Consider the following 20,751-nt stretch of genomic DNA (forward strand, 5'->3'; position numbering starts at 1 on the left):
ACGAGCGGGAGACCGACATGAGCACCTTTCTTCTAGCCTTCATCCTGCTGCTGATCATTACGCTTGGCATGTCGCTCGGTGTGATTCTGATGGGCAAGAAGATCAAGGGCAGCTGTGGCGGGTTGAACGCGATTTCGGGTGCCGACAAATGCGTGGTTTGCGCCAAGGATATTGATCCCAACAGCCCGCTGCGCGACAAGCTTCAGTGCAAGCGCGCGCGGCAAATGGTTGAGCGGATGGAGCAGGCGCAAGGCTGATCGGTTCCGCCGAGCCGCTTCAAAGGCGCTCGCGCGACGATTGCTTTTCCTTTGTTGAAAGCATGATTGCGATGATGATCCAGCGGCGCAGCAAGATGCGCCGCTGACGCTTGCCCAATTGTCCCTTGGGCCAGGTATTGGCCCTGTCCGGGCGCACCCCCAATTGAAATCTGATAGCTGACCAAATCAGGACGCGTGCGTTTCCGCGTCCACGTCGTGTGGCTCGTGTTTCGGTCTCAAACTGCGCGGCGTGATTAATCGGCGCAACGGCTGATCGACCGTCCGGCAGTTTCGATTTCCAGCGATGCCTTCAGGGGAAGCGATTTTGGTCGCTTGACTTATGGAACGTTCCAATCTACGAATATGGAACGTTCCATAAGGCGGGAGGAATAAGATGCAATGGGGACTCATCGGCGCCAGCACAATCGCGGCAGAGCATATGATCGGCGCGATACGTGCCCAGAATGGGCATTCTGTTAAAGCTGTCCTCAGCGCCAACGCGGAGCGGGGAGCGGGTTTTGCAAGCGCACATGGAATTCCGTCCTCCACTGCCTCTCTGGACGAGATGCTGTCGGACGATGACATCGGCGCGGTCTATATCTCTGCGACCAACGAAAAGCACCTGCCGCAGGCCATGGCGGCGATCGCGGCGGGCAAGCACGTGATGTGCGAAAAGCCGCTCGCAATGAGCGCGGCCGATGCGGCCAAGATGGTGTCCGCGGCCGAGGAGGCCGGTGTGCTGCTTGCCACCAACCACCACCTGCGAAACGCTGGGTCGCATCTGGCCATCAAGGCGTTGATCCAGGACGGCAAGCTGGGAGAGGTGTTGAGCGTCCGCATTTTCCACGCGGTGCTGCTGCCCGAACATTTGCGCGGCTGGCGGCTGAGCGACTCTGCCGCGGGTGGCGGCGTAATTCCCGACATCGTGGTTCATGACGCCGACACGGTGCGCTTTCATCTGGAGGAAGATCCGCAGGAGGTGGTTGCCATGGAATCTCACGGCAGCCTGTCACGGGGCGCGGAAGACGGGGCTATGTCGGTCTGGCGGATGCCATCGGGCGTGCAGGTGATGACCCATGAAAGCTTCACCCATCCCTTCGCGCCATCTGGTTTCGAAGTGCATGGCACCAAGGGGAGTGTAATCGCGCGCAACGTGATGACGCAGCGCCCGGTTGGCGAGATCGCCTTGATCACGGCCGCAGGCAGTCGCGAGGTCAGTTTTGCGAACCACGGGCTTTATGATCGGTCGCTGGCCCTGTTCGCGGATGCACTGAATGGCAACGGTCAGCCCTCCGCCACCGGGGTGGACGGGGTGAAGTCTCTCGCCGTGGCCGAAGCGGTGAAACAGGCTGCGGTCACTGGCCGCGCGGTCACAATCGATTACCACGGAGTTTAAGGTGATGAGCAAGGTTGTCCCGGCCGCCGAGGCGGTGGCCCGCATTGAAGACGGGCAGGTCGTGACCGTCTCCTCCTCCTCGGGGCTCGGCTGCCCGGACCTGGTGCTGAAGGCACTGGGAGAGCGTTTCGACGCCACTGGCCATCCGCAGGGGCTCACCACGCTGCACCCGATCGCGGCGGGCGACATGTACGGCATCAAGGGCATCGACCACATCGCCAAGGACGGGCTGCTGAGCCGCATCCTCGCGGGAAGTTACCCCTCCGGGCCGTCCTCCTTGGAGATGCCGGAGATCTGGAAGATGGTCACCGAGAACCGCGCTGCGGCCTACAACGTGCCCTCCGGCATTCTGTTCGACATGCACCGCGACGTCGCCGCGCGTCGGCCGGGCGTGCTGACCAAGGTCGGGCTGGACACCTTCGCGGACCCCACCCGCGAAGGCTGCGCAATGAACGCCCGCGCCGCCGAAGACCCGATCGTCTTCCGCCACGAGATGGCGGGCGAGACCTGGCTGCATTTCCCCAACCTGGTGCCGGACGTGGCGATCCTGCGCGCCACCACCGCTGACGAGCACGGCAACCTGACGTATGAACACGAAGGCGCCTACCTCGGCGGGCTGGAGCAGGCCATCGCGGTGCGCAACCATGGCGGGCTGGTGATCGCCCAAGTGAAGCGCGTGACCGCACGCGGCAGCCTCAACCCCCATGACGTGCGGGTGCCGGGGCATCTGGTGGATCTGATCGTGGTCGACCCGGACCAGAAGCAGACCACGGAAACCCAGCATGACCCGGCAATCTCGGGCGAGATCATGCGCCCGCTTGATGGCTTCGCCATCCCGGAACTGTCAGTGGAGAAGGTGCTCGCACGCCGCGCCGCGATGGAGCTGAAGGCTGGGCAGACCGCGAACTTGGGCTTTGGCATCTCGGCGCAGGTGCCGCGCATCCTGATCGAGGAAGGCCAGGCGCAGGCCGTCACCTGGGCCATCGAGCAGGGCGCCGTGGGCGGTGTGCCGCTGACCGGCTTTGCCTTCGGCTGCGCCTCCAACGCCGATGGCTACGTGCCCTCGCCGCAGCAGTTCACCTACTTCCAGGGCGGCGGCTTTGACGTCTCCTTCCTGTCCTTCCTCGAGGTCGACGCGGCGGGCAATGTGAATGTCTCGAAGCTCGCCAAGAAACCCTATCTGACCGCGGGCTGCGGCGGCTTTGTCGATATCGTTTCCCACGCCCGCAAGATCGTCTTCTCCGGCTATTTCGAGGCCGGCGCCAAGCTGGAAATCACAGATGAGGGGCTGCGCATCGCCCAGCCCGGCAAGTTCACCAAAATCGTTGAGCAGGTCGAGCAAGTCACCTTCTCCGGCAAGCGGGCGCTGGAGACCGGGCAGGACATCGTCATCGTCACCGAGCGCTGCGTGATGCGGCTGACCGAACGCGGTCTCGAAGCCTTCGAGATCATGCCCGGCATCGAGCCTGCGCGCGACATCGTGGCGGCCTCCGGCGGGCGGGTACAGATCGCGGAGAACGCAGCGCTGATGCCCATGGCCTTGCTGCGGGACGAACCGATGGGGCTGAAGCTGTGAGCGCGGTGCATCTGGATATCGAGGGCGCCGTGGCGGTGCTCAGGCTCGACAATCCGCCCAAGCTGAACGCGCTGACGCCGGACATGCTGTCGGCCCTCGCCGGGCACTGTGACACGCTGGAGCAGATCGCCGAGGTGCGCGTGGTGCTGCTGACCGGGGATCACCCCAAGGCGTTTTGTGTCGGGGCGGACATCTCCGCTTGGGCCGGGCTTCCTCCCGCGGGCTTTGCCCGGACTTGGGTGCGGGGCGGTCATCGTGTCTTTGACCGTCTTGCACGCCTGTCAAAGCCGACGATTGCGGTGTTGAACGGCCACGCCTTCGGCGGCGGGCTGGAGCTGGCGGCGGCCTGCGACATCCGGGTGATGGCCCCGAAGGCCCGCATCGCCCTGCCCGAGGCTGGCGTCGGCGTGGTGCCCGGCTGGTCCGGTACCCAGCGCCTGCTGCGGCTCCTGCCCGAGGGTGCGGTGAAGGAAATGGCCCTGTTCGGCCGCCAGCTGGGTGCCGCGCGCAGCGCCGCGCTGGGGTTCGTCGCTGAAGTGGCCGAAGACCCGATGGCGTTGGCGATGGAGATCGCGGGGGCCGCCGCGCAGCTCTCCCCGCGCGCCACCGAGATCAGCAAGAACATGATCCACGCAGGAGCAGGCGAGGACAGCGCCGCCCTGATCGAGGCCCTCGGCGGCGGTCTGATCGCGGGATCGGACGACAAGGCCGAAGGCGTCGCTGCCTTTGCGGCCAAACGGACACCGGACTTCTCAGGAAAATAACCATGGACACCCCCTACACTCTGATCCCGGCAGAAACCCTGCCGTCGGACGCCGTGAACACTGTGCAGCACCTGATCAACGGCGAATGGCGCGGCAGTGAAGGCGGCGCCACCTTCGAGCGGCACTCGCCCGCCCATGGCACTCTGGTCTCCCGCATCGCCCGCGGCAGCGCCGCCGAGGCAGAGGCCGCCATCCGCGCCGCCCGCGAAGCCTTTGACGGCGGAGAATGGGCGGGGCTTTCGGGCAAGGAGCGCGCGGCGTTCCTGCTAAATGTCGCCGACCTCATCATCGAGAACCGCAGCCGCATCGCCCGGCTGGAGGTGCTGGAAAGCGGCAAGCCGATCAGCCAGGCGGAGGCCGAGATCGAAGGCGCCGCCGACATCTGGCGCTATGCGGCTGCGCTGGCGCGCACGCTGCATGGCGACAGCCACAACAGCCTTGGCAAGGACATGCTGGCGGTGGTTCTGAAAGAGCCGATTGGCGTTGTCTCCATCGTCACGCCCTGGAACTTCCCCTTCCTGATTGCCAGCCAGAAGATCCCCTTTGCCCTCGCGGCCGGCTGTACCTGCGTGGTGAAGCCCTCGGAGCTCACGCCGTCGACCACCGCCATCCTCGGCGAACTGCTGATGGAAGCCGGTTTGCCCGCGGGCGTGGTCAACATCGTGCAGGGCTTCGGCGACCCGGTCGGCCACGTGATGACCACCCATGAAGCGGTCGACATGGTGAGCTTCACCGGCTCTACCCAGGTCGGCAAGGCGATCGAGAAAGCGGCGGCGGATACGCTGAAGAAGGTCTCCTCGGAACTCGGGGGCAAGAACCCGCAGGTGCTGTTCCCCGATGCGGACCTCGACAGCGCAATCGATGCCATCGTCTTCGGCATCTATTTCAACGCGGGCGAATGCTGCAACTCCGGCTCCCGCATCATCGTGCACGAGGACATCGCCGAAGAGGTCACCCGCCGCGTTGCCGAGTTGAGCCGCAAAGTGCCCTTTGGCGATCCGCTGCACCCGGACACCAAGGTCGGCGCGATCATCCACCAGGGGCACCAGGACAAGATCCAGAGCTACGTACGCGATGCCGAAGCGGCCGGCGCAAAGGTCGACCTGGGCGGCGCGCCCCTCGAGGTGCCGGGGCTGGAAGGGGCCTTTTTCGCGCCCACCGTCGTCTCCGGCCTGACGCCGGAGATGCCGATTGCGCGCGAGGAGGTCTTCGGCCCGGTGCTGGCGGTGCTGACCTTTAAGACCATGGATGAAGCCATCGCGCTGGCCAATGGCGCGAGCTACGGCCTGTCGGCGGGCGTGTGGAGCGAGAATATCCACACCTGCCTCGAATTCAGCCGCCGGGTGCAGGCGGGCACGGTCTGGACCAACACCTGGATGGACGGCTTTGCCGAGCTGCCCTTTGGCGGGGTCAAGGAAAGCGGCCAGGGCCGCGAGCTGGGCCGCTACGGGCTGGAGGAGTTTCTGGAAGTGAAGACGGTGCAGATGCGGATCGGCCGCACCCGCGCCAAGTGGGTCTGAACCGCGACAGACGGATCACCCAAGTTGCAACCAAGGGAGGAACTGATGACCAAATCGATCTTGAGGACCACGGCAGCGATGCTGGTTGGCCTGGTCAGCATGAGTGCCGCATCCGCGAGCGATGTGGAGGTGCTGCACTGGTGGACCGCGGGCGGTGAAGCGGCGGCGCTCAACGTGCTGAAGGAAGACCTGCAGGGCCAGGGCATCAACTGGAACGACATGCCGGTGGCCGGCGGCGGCGGCGAAAGCGCGATGACCGTGCTGCGTGCGCGCGTCACCTCCGGCAACGCGCCGACGGCGGTGCAGATGCTGGGCTTCGACATCCTCGACTGGGCCGGGCAGGGCGCATTGGCCGACCTCAACGCGGTCGCCGCCAAGGAAGGCTGGGACGAAGTGGTGCCGCAGGCGCTGCAGGCCTTTGCCAAGCATGACGGCAAGTGGGTCTCCGCCCCCGTGAACGTGCATTCGACCAACTGGGTCTGGGCCAACAAGAGCGTGCTGGATGCCAACGGCATCGATGTTCCGGCCACCTGGGAGGAGTTCGAGGCCGCCCTTGCCAAGCTGTCCGAGGCCGGCGTGACCCCGATTGCCCACGGCGGCCAGCCCTGGCAGGACGCCACCGTGTTTGACGCCATCGCCATGTCCACCGGCGGCCCGGAGTTCTATAAGGCGGCCTTCGTCGACCTCGACGAGGAAGCGCTGGGTTCCGACACGATGGTCGAAGCCTTCCGCCGCATGGAGGTGATCCGCGCCAATGTGGATGACAACTTCTCCGGCCGGGACTGGAACCTCGCAACCGCGATGGTCGCGAATGGCGAGGCTGCCTTCCAGCTGATGGGCGACTGGGCTAAGGGCGAATTCCTGAACGCAGGCTTGGTGCCCGGCTCGGACTTCCTGTGTTTCCGCTTCCCCGGCACCCAGGACCAGGTCACCTTTAACGCAGACCAGTTCGCGCTGTTCGACCAGGGCGGCGACGTGTCGGCAGAGCAGGCGGCGCTGGCCAGCGCGATCCTGTCGCCCTCCTTCCAGTCCGCCTTCAACGTGGTCAAGGGCTCGGCGCCCGCCCGCACCGACGTGAGCGACGAAGCCTTCGACGTCTGCGGCAAGCAGGCCATCGCGGATCTCGCCAATGCGGCGTCCACCGGCAACCTCTACGGCTCGATGGCGCATGGCCACGCAGCACCCGCCAGCGTGAAGAATGCGATGTATGACGTCATCACCGCGCATTTCAACGGCGTATTCGACGCCGAAACCGCCGCGGCAGAGCTCGTCGATGCGGTCTCGATTGCCAAGTAACGCGCAAGCGGCGGGCCGGGGCGGCACAGCCCCGGCCTCCAGGACCAACGCAAGCAAAGGGGGGATGCCATGACCATGCAGATCACTGATCCTGCGGTCAGGCGCACGGCACGAGCCAGGCCCGACTACCGCACCCGACTGCAGAACTGGATACCGAAGCTGGTGCTCTCGCCCTCGCTCGCGCTGATCCTGGTTTTTGTCTACGGGTTCATCTTCTTCACCGTCTACCTCAGCTTCACCGAGAGCCGCCTGCTACCGACCTTCGGCTGGGTGGGTTTCGAGAACTACGAAAAACTGTTCCGCCTGCGGCACTGGGATATTGCCGTCACCAACCTGGTGATCTTCTCGGGGCTCTACATCGCGCTCTGCACCGCCATCGGCCTGATGCTGGCGATCTTCCTCGACCAGAAGATCCGCGGCGAAAGCGTGCTGCGGCCGATCTTCCTCTACCCGATGGCGCTGAGCTTCATCGTCACCGGCACCGCCTGGAAATGGTTCCTCGATCCCGGCATCGGGCTGGAGCACACCATGCACCTCTGGGGCTGGGAGAGCTTCAGCTTCGACTGGATCAAGAACCGCGATTTCGCGATCTACACGGTGGTTCTTGCGGCGGTCTGGCAGTCCTCGGGCTTTGTGATGGCGATGTTCCTGGCCGGTTTGCGCGGCATCGACAACGAGATGCTGAAGGCCGCGCAGATGGATGGGGCGAGCAACTGGCAGCTTTACCGCCGCATCATCATCCCGCAGCTGCGGCCTGCCTTCCTGTCGGCCTTCGTGATCCTCAGCCACCTGGCGATCAAGTCCTATGACCTTGTCGTGGCACTCACCGGCGGCGGGCCTGGCCGGGCCACCGAAGTGCCCGCAACCTTCATGTACTCCTACACCTTCACCCGGAACCAGATGGGCATCGGCGCAAGCTCGGCCGTGATCATGCTGCTGACCATCGTCGCGATCATGGTTCCCTACCTCTACTCCGAGCTGCGGGAGAAAAAGTGATGTCCGTTGCAAGCTCCGACACCGCCGTGCGCACCGGGCGCATCACCCGCACCTTCCTCTACCTCGTGCTGCTGCTGTTTGCGCTTTTCTACCTGCTGCCCTTTGGGGTGATGCTGGTGAACTCGGTGAAACCGCTCGAGGAGATCACCGGCGGCAACATGCTGGCGCTGCCGCAGACGCTGACCCTCCAGCCCTGGTTCGAAGCCTGGGCCACCGCCCAGATCGGGGTCGAGCCCACCGGCCTGCGCCCCTACTTCTGGAACTCGATCAAGATGGTGGTGCCGGCGGTTGCGATCTCGACCATCCTGGGCGCGCTCAACGGCTACGTGCTGACCAAGTGGCGCTTCAAGTATGACACGCTGATCTTCGGCTGCATGCTGTTTGCCTGCTTCATCCCGTTCCAGATCGTGCTGATCCCGATGGCCCGGATGCTTGGCCTCAGCGGGCTGGCCGGATCGACCGCCGGGCTGGTGTTCGTGCACGTGATCTTCGGGCTCGGTTTCACCACGCTCTACTTCAAGAACTACTACCAGGTGTTCCCGACCGAGCTGATCCGCGCGGCACAGATCGACGGGGCCGGCTTCTTCCGGATCTTCCAGCGCATCCTGCTGCCGAGCTCGGGCCCGATCATCGTGGTCAGCGTCATCTGGCAGTTCACCAACATCTGGAACGACTTCCTGTTCGGCGCCTCCTTTGCCGACCTGGACAGCCAGCCGATGACCGTGGCGCTGAACAACCTGGTGCAGTCCTCGACCGGGGTGAAGCAGTACAACGTGCACTTCGCCGGCGCCATCCTCGCCGCCCTTCCAACCCTCATCGTCTACATCGTGGCCGGCCGCTACTTCGTGCGCGGGCTGATGGCGGGCTCGGTCAAGGGCTGACGGCAACACCAATCCGCGGCCGGGCACCTCACCGCCCGGCGGCTTCGGCAACCAATCGGGAGAAACCCCATGGGCTTTCTTGACATCAGCAACGCGACCAAATCCTACGGCGCGCTCGAAGTTCTGCACAAGGTCGACATCCAGGTCGAGGAGGGCGAGTTCCTGGTCCTCGTCGGGCCGTCGGGCTGCGGCAAATCCACCCTTCTTAACATGATAGCGGGGCTGGAGGAGATCACCACCGGCGAAATCGCGATCAAGGGCACGGCGATGAACGGCGTCCACCCTTCCAAGCGCAACATCGCGATGGTCTTCCAGTCCTACGCTCTCTACCCCAACATGACGGTGGGCGAGAACATCACCTTTGGCCTCGAAATGCACGGCGTGCCCAAGCCCGAGCGGGAGAAGGCCAAGGCGCAGGTGGCGAAGCTGTTGCAGATCGAGCAGCTCCTGGACCGCAAGCCCGGCCAGCTGTCCGGCGGCCAGCGTCAGCGGGTTGCGATGGGCCGGGCACTGGTGCGCGATCCGGACGTGTTCCTGTTCGACGAGCCGCTGTCGAACCTCGATGCCAAGCTGCGCGTCGACATGCGCACCGAGATCAAGAAGCTGCACCAGGAGCTGGGCACCACCATCGTCTATGTCACCCACGACCAGATCGAGGCGCTGACGCTCTCGACCCGGATCGCGGTGATGAACGGCGGCTACGTGCAGCAGCTCGGCACGCCCAAGGAGATCTACGACACCCCCGCGAACCTGTTCGTGGCGACCTTCATGGGCTCGCCCTCGATGAACCTGGTGCCGGTCAGGATCGTGGAGCAGGGCGGCGGGCTCGCGGCGGAGACCTTCAATGCCGCAGGTGAAACTGTGTATCTGCCGTTCTCCGCGCCGTCGGCCGAGCTGAGGTCTTACGCGGGCCAGACCATCACGCTTGGCTTCCGGCCCGAAGCCTTCACCGACCCGGGCGGCGCCGACCGTGATGCCGGCAACATCGTCGAGCTGGACAGCGAGGTGGTGGTGACCGAACCGGCGGGCTCGGATACCTTCGTAATGACCGTACTGGGCGGCACCGAGTGCAACGCGCGGATGCGGGCGGACGTGCAGGTGCGGCCGGGCGACATCACCCGCTTTGCGCTCAACATGGACAAGGCGGTCGTCTTCGACCCCAAAACCGAGAAGCGTATTCCCTGATGAGCCTGCCTGCGGATATCGTGATCATCGGCTCGGGGATGGGCGGCGCCACCATGGCGGCGGCGCTAGCCCCCTCGGGACGGCGGATCGTCATCCTCGAACGCGGGGAGGCGTTGGCCGACACCCCCGCGGCGCGCGATGACGTGGCGATATTCCGCGACGGGGTGTTCCGCCCGGAGGAGCAGTGGCTCGACGGGCAAGGGCAGCCCTTCAACCCCGGCAACTATTACTGCGTCGGGGGCAACAGCAAGTTCTACGGCGCGGTGCTGCTGCGGTACCGGGCCGAGGATTTCGCCGAGATGCACCACCTCGGCGGCATCTCCCCGGCCTGGCCGGTGGCATATGCCGAGTTCGAGCCCTGGTATCAGGCGGCGGAGGAGATGTTCCAGGTGGCAGGCGACGCGGGCGAGGACCCGACCGAGCCGCGCCATTCCGGGGCTTACCCGCGCCCCCCCGTGGCCGACGAGCCGTCGATCGCACAGTTGCGCGGATACCTTCAGAAGGCAGGCGTCACTCCGTCCTCGCTACCGCTTGGTGTGGACATTGAAGCTTGGCTGGAACGCGCGAAGACCCCCTGGGACGCCTTTCCTGACACCACCGGCGCCAAGAAGGACGCGCAGACGGTGCCGCTGCAACACGCACTTTCATACCCCAATGTCTCGCTTGAAACTGGCTGTCTGGTAGAGCGGCTGGCGGCGGATGCGGACGGGCGGATCAGCAAGGTTCTCTATACGCAGGGCGGCAAAGCCCGGACGCTGGAGCCGCAGCTTGTGGTGCTGGCGGCGGGTGCTGTGAACTCCGCGGCACTGCTGCTGCGCTCGGTTGATGACGCGAGGCCTGACGGGCTGGCCAACAGCTCGGGGCAGGTCGGGCGCAACTTCATGAACCACAACTGTACCGCCGTCCTCGCGCTGCACCCGTTCCGCCAGAACACCGCCGTCTACCAGAAGACGCTGCAATTCAACGACTTCTACCTCTCCGGCGGGCCGGAGAACGCGCCCTTGGGCAATGTGCAGCTCCTGGGCAAGATCTCCGCCAATATCCTCGCGGCACAATCCGGCCTGCCGCGCTGGATGGCGGGATTGATCGCCCGGCGCTCGGTCGACTGGTACGTGATGAGCGAGGACCTTCCCGACCCCGAAAGCCGCGTCACGGTCGAGAACGGCCAGATCCGGCTCGACTGGAAACGCTCCAACTGGCCCACCCACGAGGCACTGGTAACGCGCGCCAAGGAAGTGTTCCGCAAGGCGGGCTACCCGCTTGTCCTGTCGCGCGCCTTCGACCGGCGCACGCCCTCGCATCAATGCGGCACCGCCCGCTTTGGCGCGGACCCGCGCCAAAATGTGCTCGACCTCTATTGCCGGTCGCACGACCACAAAAACCTCTACGTGACGGACGCAAGCTTCCTGCCGTCGTCCGCCGCCGTGAACCCCGCCCTGACCATCGCCGCGCAGGCCCTGCGCGCCGGGGCGCATATCAAGGAAAGGATGCAAGCCGCATGAGCAGTTTGGCTTTGATCACCGGAGGCCAGAAAGGCATTGGCCTCGGCATCGCGCGCAGGCTGGTGGCCGACGGCTGGCGAGTGGCGCTGGCCTCTTCCTCCGCGGCGGACACGGACGCCGTGCATTCCGCGCTGGAGGAACTGGGACCGGACGCGCGCTACTACCAGCACGACCTGCGCGAGACCGCCCGCATCCCGGATCTGTTCGCGCGCATCAAGGCGGAGCAAGGCGCGGTGCAGGCGCTGGTCAACAACGCAGGTGTGCCCGCCCGGGTGCGCGGCGACATGCTGGAGGTGAAGCCCGAAAACTTCGACTTCACCATGGACATCAACCTGCGCGGCGCCTTCTTCCTTGCGCAATATGCTGCCCGGCACATGCTGCAGCAGGGCCGAGACGCCTACCGCTCGATCGTCTTCGTGACCTCGGTCAGCGCGCAGATGGCCTCGGTCGAGCGGGCGGAGTACTGTATCTCCAAGGCCGGTGCCGGCATGATGGTGCAGCTCTTTGCCGCGCGGCTGGCGGGCGAGGGCATCGGCGTTTTCGAGATCCGGCCGGGCATCATCCAGACCGGCATGACCGAAGGCGTGAAGGACAAGTATACCGCCCGGATCGAGGACGGGCTGGTGCCCGCGCGGCGCTGGGGGATGCCGTCGGACATTGCAGAAGCGGTGCTGCCGATGGTCGAGGGGAAGATGCAATTTGCCAATGGTGCGGTGGTGCCGGTCGATGGCGGCCTGTCCATCCACCGGCTGTAAGGACGTCCGGAAATGGCAGAAGAATATGATTTCATCGTGGTCGGCGGCGGCTCTGCCGGATGCGTGGTGGCCGCGCGGCTGAGCGAAGACCCGGATGCCCGGGTACTTCTGCTGGAAGCGGGCGGGCGCGACTGGAACCCGCTGTTCCACTTCCCGGCCGGTTTCGTCAAGATGACCAAGGGCATCGGCTCCTGGGGCTGGTCGACCGTGCCGCAGCGCCACATGAAGAACCGGGTGTTCAACTACACCCAGGCCAAGGTGATCGGCGGCGGCTCGGCGATCAACGCCCAGATCTACACCCGCGGCAACGCGCAGGACTATGACGAGTGGCGCCAGATGGGCTGCGACGGCTGGTCCTACGAGGACGTGCTGCCGTATTTCCGGAAGGCCGAGGACAACGACACCTACAACGACCGCTACCACGGCCAGGGCGGCCCGCTCGGCGTATCGCAGCCGGTGGCGCCGCTGCCGATCTGCGAAGCCTATTTCGCCGCCGCGGCCGAGCTGGGCATTCCGCTGAACAAGGACGTGAACGGGGAGCGCCAGGACGGGGTCGCCTATTACCAGCTCACCCAGCGGAACGCGCGCCGGTCTTCTGCGGCGATGGCCTATCTCGCGCCGATCCGCTCCCGCCGCAACCTCACCCGCCGCACCGGTGCCCAGGTCGCGCGGATCAACGTGGAGGCTGGCCAGGCGCGCGGCGTCACGCTCACCGACGGCACGCGCCTGCGCGCCGCAAACGAGGTGATCCTCTCGGCCGGCGCCATCGGCTCGCCGCGGCTGCTGCAGCTCTCCGGCATCGGGCCTGCGGACCATCTGCGCAGCCTCGGCATCTATGTGGTGCTGGACCAGCCCAACGTGGGGGAAAACCTGCAGGATCACCTAGACCTCTACGCGATCTGCGAGGTCACCGGCCCGCACACCTACGACCGCTATGCAAAGCTGCACAACACCGCGCTGGCCGGGCTGCAATACCTGCTGACCCGCAAGGGCCCGGTCGCCTCCAGCCTGTTCGAGACCGGCGGCTTCTGGTACGCCGACCCGGACGCGCGCTCGCCCGACATCCAGTTCCACCTCGGGCTTGGCACCGGTATCGAGGCCGGGGTGGAGGAGATGCCGAACGGCGGCGTCACGCTCAATTCCTGCTACCTGCGCCCGCGTTCCCGCGGGACCGTGCGCCTGCAAAGCGCCGACCCCGCGGCCGCGCCGCTGATCGATCCGAACTACCTGCAGGATCCGCAGGACCGGGAAATGTCGATCCGGGGGCTGAAGTTGACGCAGGAGATCCTCGCCCAGGAGCCGCTGAAGCCTTTCATCCGCCGCGAGCATCTGCCGGGGCCGGAGGTGAAGACGGATGACGAGTATTTCGATCACATCTGCCAGCACTCCAAGACCTCGCACCACTGCGCGGGCACCTGCCGGATGGGATCGGACAATGGCGCGGTGGTGGACACGCAGCTGCGCTTCAACGGGATCGCCGGGCTCCGGGTCGTGGACAATTCGATCATGCCCACGGTGATCTCCTCCAACACCAACGCCGCCGCCATCATGATCGGCGAGAAGGCCGCGGACATGATCTCACAGCAATACGGAATGGCCTCATGATCCGGCACATCGTTCTCATCCGCTTTCGCGAGGACATCACGACGGCGGAAGTTGCGGATATCTTTGCGGAGCTGCACCGCATTGAAGGCAAGATCCCGGGCCTCCTGTCGATCACCTCGGGCCGCAGCGAAAGCCCCGAGAAGATCGAGCGCGGCTACATGCACGGCTTCATCGCCGATTTCACCGATTGGGCCGCGCTGGAGGCCTATCAGGTCCATCCCGCCCACAAGAAGCTGGGCGCGCGCCTGGTGGAGAACGCGGTGGGCGGGCTGGACGGCATCCTCGTTTTCGATCTGCCCGCCGATCTTCCGGCTGGTCTGCCTTCTGGCGCACCGGCATGACGCCTGCGAAAGGACTTACCATGACCCTCACACTGCCCACCTACGACAACGGCCTTGCACCCTACCAGCTCACCGGCACGCCCCTGCAGCCGCGCGCGCCGAAAACCGCCTGGACCCGCACCGCCTTTGCCGCCGCGCATGTGGTCTCGGACCCCTTGGCCGAGCGCGCCCCCTGGCAGGGCCGCCCCGCGGTCAACTGGGAAAACACGCTGCGCTTCCGTCATGGGCTCTGGGACCAGGGGCTGGGGCTGGCCGAGGCGATGGACACCGCGCAGCGCGGCATGGGCGTGGACTGGCTCACCGCGAAGGAGCTGATCGAGCGCACGATGGCTGAGGCCAAGGCGCACCCGCTGAAGCCGCGCGTCGCTTGCGGGGCGGGTACCGATCAGGTCTCGGCGGAAGATCTCACCTCCGAGGACGCCATCGTCGCCGCCTATGCCGAGCAGATGGAAGCGATCGAGGCCGCGGGCGGGCAGGTGATCCTGATGGCAAGCCGCGCCATGGCCGCGCTGAAGGGCGAACCGGAGGTCTACGCGCGTGTCTACGACCGGCTGATCTCGCAGGCCTCAAGCCCGGTGATCCTGCACTGGCTCGGCGACATGTTCGACCCGGCGCTCACCGGCTAGTGGGGGGCGGCGGACCTTGATGCGGCGGCGGACAGCGTGCTGTCGATCATCGAGACCCACGCGTCTAAGATCGACGGCATCAAGATCTCTCTTCTGGAGCAAAGCCGCGAAGAAGCCTTCCGCGCTCGCCTGCCCAACGGCGTGCGGCTTTATACCGGGGACGATTTCAACTACGCCGCGCTGATCGAGGGCGACGGCCGCCACTATTCCCACGCGCTGCTGGGCATCTTCGCCGCCATCGCACCGGCTGCGGCGCAGGCGCTGGACGCGCTGGCCGAGGGCGATACCGCCACCTTCAACGCGCTCTTGGAGCCGACGGTGCCGCTCTCGCGCGAGATTTTCAAGGCGCCGACGCAATTCTACAAGGCGGGCATCGCCTTCCTCGCCTGGCTCAACGGCTGGCAGAGCCACTTCATCATGCCCGCAGGTTTCCAGTCCGCGCGCGAGATCACCCACTACGCCGAGGTCTTCCGCCTCGCCGACCGCGCCGGGCAGCTGCGCGACCCGGAGCTGGCCACCGCCAGAATGCGCCAGTTGCTTCAGCTTCACGGTATCGAATAGGACACCGGCGTGAAGCCCGGCTGCGACTTCCGCCTGCGGGGTTTTGATGACACGAAGTGGCGCAGCAGACTGTGCCGCTTCTTTCACGGCACACCTGCCCGCAGGTCGAGATTGGGGCTGTCTAGAGGGAAGCCGCGGCGCGGCTTGCCTGGTCGTAGTGACCCGACAGCGCCCGCAAACTGCGCGCCAGTTCCCGCAGGTCCTTGCCCTGCAGTTCGGTGCCGACGAGCCCGTCGAGCAGGCATTGCCGCCGCACGTCGCGGTAGGCGGCACAGAGGGCAGCGCCTTCGGGGGAGGTGCGGTAGAACACTTCCTTTCCGCGTTTCTCGGAGGTCAGGAGTTCGGCTTTCAGAAGCTTGCGCAGGCCGTAATTCACCGTATGGCTGTCTTCGATGTTCAGAAGGAAGCAGATGTCGGACAGACGCTTGTCCTTGCTGCGGTGATTGACGTTGTGCAGGATCAGAATTTCCAGGGGACTCAGGTCCGGCTGGCCGGCCGCCGCCATGCAGCGGGTGGTCCAGCGCGAAAACGCGTTGAAGGCGACAATCAGGCCGTATTCCAGCTCCGACAGCTCCCAGCCCTCGCCGTCGGCGAGATGGCGGGACGAGACGATTCGGCGAGACTCCGGTTTATTTTCATCCATTGATTGCCCCTTTTTTGTCGGCAAAACCCCGGCGTTTTGCTGGCGTCATTTATAAAACGACAAATAATCAAGGAGATCAAGCAGCCGCGGAGCGGGCTGAGCTGGCTTGAAGGAGGCGGTAAAAACGGATTCGGGCCATAACGTTGACAAAATGTCAGCGTTATGGGTACGATATGGCAATAACCGTATTGGGAGGTAAAAATGCAGATTACACGTATGCTGGGCGGCGCCCTCGCCGCATTCACCGGGCTGGCCATGTCGGCGCAAGCCGCAACCTGGGACATGCCGACGCCCTATCCGGACGCGACATTCCACACCAAGAATATCGCTGAATTTGCAAGCGACGTTGCCGAGGCCACCGATGGCGGACTAGAGATCAAGGTCCACTCCGCGGGTTCGCTGTTCAAGCACCCCGAAATCAGCAAGGCCGTGCGCAGTGGCCAGGTTCCGATCGGCGAGTTCTTCCTGTCGCTGCTGGCCAATGACAACCCGGCCTTCGGCGCCGACTCCTTGCCGTTCCTGGCAACCAGCTATGAAGAGGCAGAGCGTCTGTGGGCGGCCCAGAAGGACGTGATCGACGGTCTGCTGGACGAGCAGGGGCTGATGGCGCTCTATGCCGTGCCGTGGCCGCCGCAGGGGTTGTATACCACCAAGGAAATCAACAGCGTCGAGGATCTGGCAGGTCTGAAGTTCCGCACCTACAACGCCACGCTGGAGCAGTTTGCCAACCTCGCGGGCGCCGCGCCCACCCAGGTTGAGGTTCCGGACATCCCGCAGGCGTTCAGCACCGGCCGGGTCGAGGCGATGATCACCTCGCCCTCCACCGGGGTGAACTCCAAGGCGTGGGACTTCCTGACCCACTACACCGACATTCAGGCCTGGATCCCCAAGAACATCGTGGTGGTGAACAAGCGCGCCTTCCGTCGCCTGGACGAGGCCACCCAGACTGCGGTTCTGGAAGCCGCGGCCGCAGCTGAAGCGCGCGGCTGGGAGATGAGCCGGGCCGAAACCGCGAGCCAGATCGAAGTGCTGAAGGAAAACGGCATCACCGTGTCCGAACCCTCGGCGGAGCTGATCGAAGGTCTGCGCGCGATCGGCGCCCAGATGCTGGACAGCTGGAAAGGCGAGGCTGGCGAGGCCGGTGCCACCCTGCTGAACGCCTATCAGCAGTAACCTGAACACGGCCGGACGCCCAGTGCGGCGTTCGGCCTCCTTGGGGAGGAGGAGCAGCCATGCGGCTTGCGCTCGATTTCATATACCGTGCGGCCGGCGGGCTGGCAGCACTGTTCATCGTGGCCATCGTGGCGCTGGTTTTCGCGCAGGTGTGCCTGAACCTTGCCGACAAGATTGCGGTTGCCGCGACCGGCAGCGGCATCGGGCTGACAATCCCGTCTTACGCCGATTTCACCGGCTTCTTCCTGGCGGCCTCCACCTTTCTGGCACTGGCCTATGCGCTGCGCGCCGGGGGCCATATCCGGGTGACGCTGGTGACAAACCGGCTGCCGGACCGTATCCGCCGCGGGGTTGAAATCGCGGTGGCCCTGCTGGCGCTGGTGATGAGCGGTTACGCCACCTGGTACATGGGACTGCTCTGGCTGGAGTCGCTGGAATTTGGCGACCGCAGCTCGGGCATGGTGTCGGTGCCGCTGTGGCTGCCGCAGACGCCGGTTGTGCTGGGCCTTGCCATCCTCACCCTCGCGCTGGCGGACGAGTTGATCTGCATGCTGCGCGGCGCGCTGCCCTCCTGGGAGGGCAAGGGCGAAAATCTTCTGAGCGAATAGGGGATCATCATGTCGGTTGCCGCGCTTTCCATCATTCTCCTGTTCCTTCTGTTCCTGTTCCTGGGCGCCGGTCTGTGGGTGGCCTTTGCCCTCTTGGGCGTGGGCATCGCCGCTATGGCGCTGTTCACCGAGGCGCCGCTGGGGCTGGTGATGGCCACCACCATGTGGGGCCACAGCAACTCCTGGGCGCTGGCGGCGCTGCCGTTGTTCATCTGGATGGGCGAAATTCTGTTCCGCTCGCGCCTGTCGGAGGACATGTTCACCGGTCTGTCGCCGTGGATGAACCGGCTGCCGGGGCAGTTGCTGCACGTAAATGTATTTGCCTGCGGCATCTTTGCTGCCGTGTCGGGGTCGTCTGCCGCCACCGCCGCCACCATCGGCAAGCTGTCGATCCCTGAACTGGCGCGCCGCGGCTACCCTGAAAAGCTGGTGATCGGCACGCTGGCGGGCTCCGCCACGCTGGGCTTGCTGATCCCGCCCTCGATCATCCTGATCGTCTATGGCGTGGCGACCGAGCAATCCATCGCCCGGCTGTTCGTCGCGGGCGTGCTCCCGGGCGTGCTGCTGGTTGGCCTGTTCGTCGGCTATGTGGTGGTCTGGGCGCTGCTGAACCGCAGCAAGCTGCCGACCGAGGATATGGCCGCCACCTTCCGTGAGAAGCTGAAGCGCGCCCGCAGGCTGCTGCCGGTGGTGCTGCTGATCGGCGGGGTGATCGGCTCGATCTATGCGGGCATTGCCTCGCCCACCGATGCCGCCGCCGTCGGCGTGGTGCTGGCGCTCTTGCTGTCGTGGCAGTCCGGCTCACTTACCCGCGAAAGCTTTACTGCGGGGCTGATGGGGGCGACAGTCACCTCCTGCATGATCGCGTTCATCCTTGCGGGGGCGTCCTTCCTCACCGTGGCGATGGGCTTCACCGGCATTCCGCGCATTCTGGCAGAGTGGATCGGCTCCCTGAACCTCTCGACCTTCACCCTGCTGGCAGCGCTGACCATCTTTTTCGTGATCATGGGCTGCTTCCTTGACGGTATTTCGGTGGTGGTGCTGACTGCCTCGGTGATCATGCCAATGGTGCTGGAAGCGGGCATCGATCCCTTGTGGTTCGGCATCTTCCTGGTGATCGTGGTGGAGATGTCGCAGATCACCCCCCCGGTCGGTTTCAACCTGTTCGTGCTGCAATCGCTGACCGGGCGGGACATTCTGACCGTCGCCAAAGCGGCGTTGCCGTTCTTCTTCCTGATGATCGTGGCGCTGGTGCTGATCGTGTTGTTCCCCTCAATCGTAACCTACCTGCCGGAGCAGATGTGATGGCTGAGGCGCGTGTGGAAACATCTGTTCCCGAGATCCGCACGGTGGGTGTGGACGGGATGCTGGTAAGCTTTGGCAGCCGCCTGAGTGAGCCGGCCAACCGCGCCGCGCTGGCCTTCCGTGCGGCCTTGGCAAAGGAAAGCTGGGACGGGGTCGAGGAAGTGTCGAGCTCGCTGGTTTCTGCCTATGTGCGGTTCGACCTGCGGCATCTGGACCATGCTGATTTGCGGGCGCGGCTGGAAAATCTTCTGGCACAGCGCGACTGGTACGCGGCCGGGCTGCCCGACAAGCGCCGCCTGTGGCGGATCCCAGCCGTCTTCGGCACGGATCTGGCACCACAGCTGCCGCAGGCCGCAGAGGCAGCTGGCATGACCGAAGCAGAAGCGGTGGCCTCGCTGTCGTCAGCGCGGGTGCGGGTGCAGACCATCGGATTTGCCCCGGGTCAACCCTATCTGGGTGAGTTACCCGAGGCCTGGGACATCCCGCGCCAGAGCCAGCTGACCTCCCGCATCCCTGAGGGCGCATTGGCGGTGGCGATCCGCCAGCTGGTCCTGTTCTCGGTCGCAACGCCAACCGGTTGGATGCACGCAGGCCAGACCGCGGTGCGGCTGTTCCGTCCCGATGCGGAGGAGCCGTTCCTGCTACGCCCTGGCGATGAGGTGCAGTTCACTTCGGTCACGCCGGAGGAGTTGCAAGGTTTGAGGCGCGATCCGCTGGGCGGCGCCAAGGCGGAGGATCTGGCATGACCGGAACTCTGACAATTCTGCGCGCCGGGCCGGGGTTGACGGTTCAGGACGGCGGCCGGACCGGCTGGCTGGAATACGGTGTCTCCCGTGGCGGCGCCGCGGACCGGCTGGCGCTGGCCGAGGGCGCGGCTTTGCTGGGGCAGGGCGCGGATCTGGCGGCGATCGAGATGGCCGGGATGGGCGGCGAGTTTCAGGCGGACACGGATCTGCGGATCGCGCTGACCGGTGCGCCGATGCGGGCCAGCATTGACGGTGCCGCCGTGGCCTGGAACGCCAGCCACCTGTTGCCCGCAGGGGCGCGGCTGACAATTGGTGCGGCGCGCAGCGGCAGCTACGGCTATCTGCATGTCGGCGGCGGCTTTCAGGCGCCGGAGCATCTGGGCGCTCGCTCAGCGCATCTGGCCGCGGGTATCGGTGCGCCGCTGGCTGAAGGTGATGCGCTGGAGGTCGGCCCAGACTCTGGGCGTACCACTGGCTTGGGCCTTGTGCCGGAAGACCGGTTTGAGGGCGGCATCGTGCGGGTCGTCGCCAGTCTGCAGACCGCGCTGTTTCCAGACGCCGAGTTGAAGCGCTTTGAGAAGACCACCTTTCGCCGCGGCGCGCGCGGCAATCGCATGGGTGTGCCGATGGAAAGTGACGGCGAGGGGTTCCGAACAGACGGCGCACGCTCTGTCGTGTCCGAGGTGATCGTGCCCGGTGATATCCAGGTGACCGGTGACGGCACGCCCTATGTGCTTCTGGCCGAAAGTCAGACCACTGGCGGCTATCCCCGGATCGGGACGGTGATGCCCTGCGATCTGCCGCGGCTGGCACAGGCGGCGGCAGGCGTGGCTGTTCAATTCCGCTTCATTCCCCTGGACGAAGCGGTCGAACTGGAACGCGCAGAGGCCGAGCGTCGCAAGGGGCTGCGCGGCCAGTGTGTTCCGCTGATCCGCGATCCGCGCACCATGACCAACCTGCTGTCCTATCAACTGATCAGCGGGGCAATTGCCCGCGAAGAAGATGTTCTGTGAGG

The 20,751-nt window shown here is 65.4% G+C and carries 19 protein-coding genes and 1 pseudogene; 19 read left to right on the forward strand and 1 reads right to left on the reverse strand.

All coding sequences use genetic code 11. The features are described from left to right. Positions 1–17: 17 nt before the first annotated feature. From nqrM to AB9K35_RS09790, 14 genes and pseudogenes are all read left to right on the forward strand, one after another. A complete protein-coding gene (gene nqrM / locus AB9K35_RS09725) occupies positions 18–257 on the forward strand; it encodes a (Na+)-NQR maturation NqrM (protein ID WP_222455472.1) in 240 nt (79 codons plus the stop codon). A gap of 394 nt (positions 258–651) precedes the next feature. Continuing rightward, the gene (locus AB9K35_RS09730; protein WP_369925652.1) at positions 652–1,653 is read left to right on the forward strand and encodes a Gfo/Idh/MocA family protein; all 1,002 of its coding nucleotides are present in this window, start codon (positions 652–654) and stop codon (positions 1,651–1,653) included. A gap of 4 nt (positions 1,654–1,657) precedes the next feature. Then, on the forward strand, positions 1,658–3,229 hold the full coding sequence (locus AB9K35_RS09735; protein ID WP_369925654.1) for an acyl CoA:acetate/3-ketoacid CoA transferase: 1,572 nt from the start codon (positions 1,658–1,660) through the stop codon (positions 3,227–3,229). Continuing rightward, entirely contained in the window at positions 3,226–3,993 is a 768-nt protein-coding gene (locus AB9K35_RS09740) for an enoyl-CoA hydratase/isomerase family protein (RefSeq protein ID WP_369925656.1), read from the forward strand. The genes AB9K35_RS09735 and AB9K35_RS09740 overlap by 4 nt, the downstream gene beginning before the upstream one ends. Before the next feature lie 2 nt (positions 3,994–3,995). Continuing rightward, positions 3,996–5,513 (forward strand): aldehyde dehydrogenase family protein, encoded by a 1,518-nt coding sequence (locus AB9K35_RS09745; protein WP_369925658.1) that lies wholly within the window; start codon positions 3,996–3,998, stop codon positions 5,511–5,513. 78 nt (positions 5,514–5,591) lie between these two features. Next, positions 5,592–6,809, forward strand: a complete 1,218-nt coding sequence (locus AB9K35_RS09750; protein ID WP_369925846.1) for an ABC transporter substrate-binding protein — start codon at positions 5,592–5,594, stop codon at positions 6,807–6,809. 75 nt (positions 6,810–6,884) lie between these two features. Then, complete coding sequence (locus tag AB9K35_RS09755) at positions 6,885–7,805, forward strand: carbohydrate ABC transporter permease (protein ID WP_369925848.1); 921 nt, start codon at positions 6,885–6,887, stop codon at positions 7,803–7,805. Beyond that, on the forward strand, positions 7,805–8,686 hold the full coding sequence (locus AB9K35_RS09760) for a carbohydrate ABC transporter permease (protein WP_369925660.1): 882 nt from the start codon (positions 7,805–7,807) through the stop codon (positions 8,684–8,686). Before AB9K35_RS09755 ends, AB9K35_RS09760 begins: the two co-directional genes overlap by 1 nt. A gap of 69 nt (positions 8,687–8,755) precedes the next feature. Then, a complete protein-coding gene (locus tag AB9K35_RS09765; protein WP_369925662.1) occupies positions 8,756–9,871 on the forward strand; it encodes an ABC transporter ATP-binding protein in 1,116 nt (371 codons plus the stop codon). Then, the gene (locus AB9K35_RS09770; RefSeq protein WP_369925664.1) at positions 9,871–11,373 is read left to right on the forward strand and encodes an FAD-dependent oxidoreductase; all 1,503 of its coding nucleotides are present in this window, start codon (positions 9,871–9,873) and stop codon (positions 11,371–11,373) included. The genes AB9K35_RS09765 and AB9K35_RS09770 overlap by 1 nt, the downstream gene beginning before the upstream one ends. Then, positions 11,370–12,128 carry a 3-ketoacyl-ACP reductase gene (locus tag AB9K35_RS09775; RefSeq protein WP_369925666.1) on the forward strand — a complete coding sequence of 253 codons (759 nt, stop codon included), beginning with the start codon at positions 11,370–11,372 and terminating at the stop codon, positions 12,126–12,128. The genes AB9K35_RS09770 and AB9K35_RS09775 overlap by 4 nt, the downstream gene beginning before the upstream one ends. 12 nt (positions 12,129–12,140) lie before the next feature. Further along, the gene (locus AB9K35_RS09780; RefSeq protein ID WP_369925668.1) at positions 12,141–13,733 is read left to right on the forward strand and encodes a GMC family oxidoreductase; all 1,593 of its coding nucleotides are present in this window, start codon (positions 12,141–12,143) and stop codon (positions 13,731–13,733) included. Continuing rightward, a complete protein-coding gene (locus AB9K35_RS09785; RefSeq protein WP_369925670.1) occupies positions 13,730–14,074 on the forward strand; it encodes a Dabb family protein in 345 nt (114 codons plus the stop codon). The genes AB9K35_RS09780 and AB9K35_RS09785 overlap by 4 nt, the downstream gene beginning before the upstream one ends. A 20-nt stretch (positions 14,075–14,094) precedes the next feature. Further along, positions 14,095–15,261: pseudogene (locus AB9K35_RS09790) on the forward strand (dihydrodipicolinate synthase family protein). Between the two features lie 121 nt (positions 15,262–15,382). Here the strand turns inward: AB9K35_RS09790 and AB9K35_RS09795 are convergent. Next, complete coding sequence (locus AB9K35_RS09795; protein WP_369925672.1) at positions 15,383–15,904, reverse strand: winged helix DNA-binding protein; 522 nt, start codon at positions 15,902–15,904, stop codon at positions 15,383–15,385. A gap of 201 nt (positions 15,905–16,105) precedes the next feature. Here AB9K35_RS09795 and AB9K35_RS09800 point away from each other — a divergent pair, with 201 nt between their 5' ends. The 5 genes from AB9K35_RS09800 to AB9K35_RS09820 are packed head-to-tail and all read left to right on the forward strand — an operon-like array spanning position 16,106 to position 20,749. Beyond that, on the forward strand, positions 16,106–17,077 hold the full coding sequence (locus AB9K35_RS09800; RefSeq protein WP_222455487.1) for a TRAP transporter substrate-binding protein: 972 nt from the start codon (positions 16,106–16,108) through the stop codon (positions 17,075–17,077). A 59-nt stretch (positions 17,078–17,136) separates the two neighbouring features. Next, on the forward strand, positions 17,137–17,685 hold the full coding sequence (locus tag AB9K35_RS09805; protein ID WP_369925674.1) for a TRAP transporter small permease: 549 nt from the start codon (positions 17,137–17,139) through the stop codon (positions 17,683–17,685). A 9-nt stretch (positions 17,686–17,694) separates the two neighbouring features. Then, entirely contained in the window at positions 17,695–18,990 is a 1,296-nt protein-coding gene (locus tag AB9K35_RS09810) for a TRAP transporter large permease subunit (RefSeq protein WP_222455489.1), read from the forward strand. Continuing rightward, complete coding sequence (locus AB9K35_RS09815) at positions 18,990–19,736, forward strand: allophanate hydrolase subunit 1 (RefSeq protein WP_369925676.1); 747 nt, start codon at positions 18,990–18,992, stop codon at positions 19,734–19,736. Before AB9K35_RS09810 ends, AB9K35_RS09815 begins: the two co-directional genes overlap by 1 nt. Further along, positions 19,733–20,749 (forward strand): biotin-dependent carboxyltransferase family protein, encoded by a 1,017-nt coding sequence (locus AB9K35_RS09820; protein WP_369925678.1) that lies wholly within the window; start codon positions 19,733–19,735, stop codon positions 20,747–20,749. Before AB9K35_RS09815 ends, AB9K35_RS09820 begins: the two co-directional genes overlap by 4 nt. Positions 20,750–20,751: the final 2 nt, after the last annotated feature.

The sequence above is a fragment of the Leisingera sp. XS_AS12 genome (genome assembly GCF_041224635.1).
Taxonomy (GTDB): domain Bacteria; phylum Pseudomonadota; class Alphaproteobacteria; order Rhodobacterales; family Rhodobacteraceae; genus Leisingera.

Excerpts from the sequence above, each read along its gene's own strand:
- AB9K35_RS09750 (WP_369925846.1), top strand. The coding sequence starts at position 5,592 with ATGCTGGTTGGCCTGGTCAGCATGAGTGCCGCATCCGCGAGCGATGTG.
- AB9K35_RS09800 (WP_222455487.1), top strand. The coding sequence starts at position 16,106 with ATGCAGATTACACGTATGCTGGGCGGCGCCCTCGCCGCATTCACCGGG.
- AB9K35_RS09760 (WP_369925660.1), top strand. The coding sequence starts at position 7,805 with ATGTCCGTTGCAAGCTCCGACACCGCCGTGCGCACCGGGCGCATCACC.
- AB9K35_RS09815 (WP_369925676.1), top strand. The coding sequence starts at position 18,990 with ATGGCTGAGGCGCGTGTGGAAACATCTGTTCCCGAGATCCGCACGGTG.
- AB9K35_RS09785 (WP_369925670.1), top strand. The coding sequence starts at position 13,730 with ATGATCCGGCACATCGTTCTCATCCGCTTTCGCGAGGACATCACGACG.
- AB9K35_RS09735 (WP_369925654.1), top strand. The coding sequence starts at position 1,658 with ATGAGCAAGGTTGTCCCGGCCGCCGAGGCGGTGGCCCGCATTGAAGAC.
- AB9K35_RS09775 (WP_369925666.1), top strand. The coding sequence starts at position 11,370 with ATGAGCAGTTTGGCTTTGATCACCGGAGGCCAGAAAGGCATTGGCCTC.
- nqrM (WP_222455472.1), top strand. The coding sequence starts at position 18 with ATGAGCACCTTTCTTCTAGCCTTCATCCTGCTGCTGATCATTACGCTT.
- AB9K35_RS09745 (WP_369925658.1), top strand. The coding sequence starts at position 3,996 with ATGGACACCCCCTACACTCTGATCCCGGCAGAAACCCTGCCGTCGGAC.
- AB9K35_RS09770 (WP_369925664.1), top strand. The coding sequence starts at position 9,871 with ATGAGCCTGCCTGCGGATATCGTGATCATCGGCTCGGGGATGGGCGGC.
- AB9K35_RS09780 (WP_369925668.1), top strand. The coding sequence starts at position 12,141 with ATGGCAGAAGAATATGATTTCATCGTGGTCGGCGGCGGCTCTGCCGGA.
- AB9K35_RS09805 (WP_369925674.1), top strand. The coding sequence starts at position 17,137 with ATGCGGCTTGCGCTCGATTTCATATACCGTGCGGCCGGCGGGCTGGCA.
- AB9K35_RS09795 (WP_369925672.1), bottom strand. The coding sequence starts at position 15,904 with ATGGATGAAAATAAACCGGAGTCTCGCCGAATCGTCTCGTCCCGCCAT.
- AB9K35_RS09755 (WP_369925848.1), top strand. The coding sequence starts at position 6,885 with ATGCAGATCACTGATCCTGCGGTCAGGCGCACGGCACGAGCCAGGCCC.
- AB9K35_RS09820 (WP_369925678.1), top strand. The coding sequence starts at position 19,733 with ATGACCGGAACTCTGACAATTCTGCGCGCCGGGCCGGGGTTGACGGTT.
- AB9K35_RS09765 (WP_369925662.1), top strand. The coding sequence starts at position 8,756 with ATGGGCTTTCTTGACATCAGCAACGCGACCAAATCCTACGGCGCGCTC.
- AB9K35_RS09810 (WP_222455489.1), top strand. The coding sequence starts at position 17,695 with ATGTCGGTTGCCGCGCTTTCCATCATTCTCCTGTTCCTTCTGTTCCTG.
- AB9K35_RS09730 (WP_369925652.1), top strand. The coding sequence starts at position 652 with ATGCAATGGGGACTCATCGGCGCCAGCACAATCGCGGCAGAGCATATG.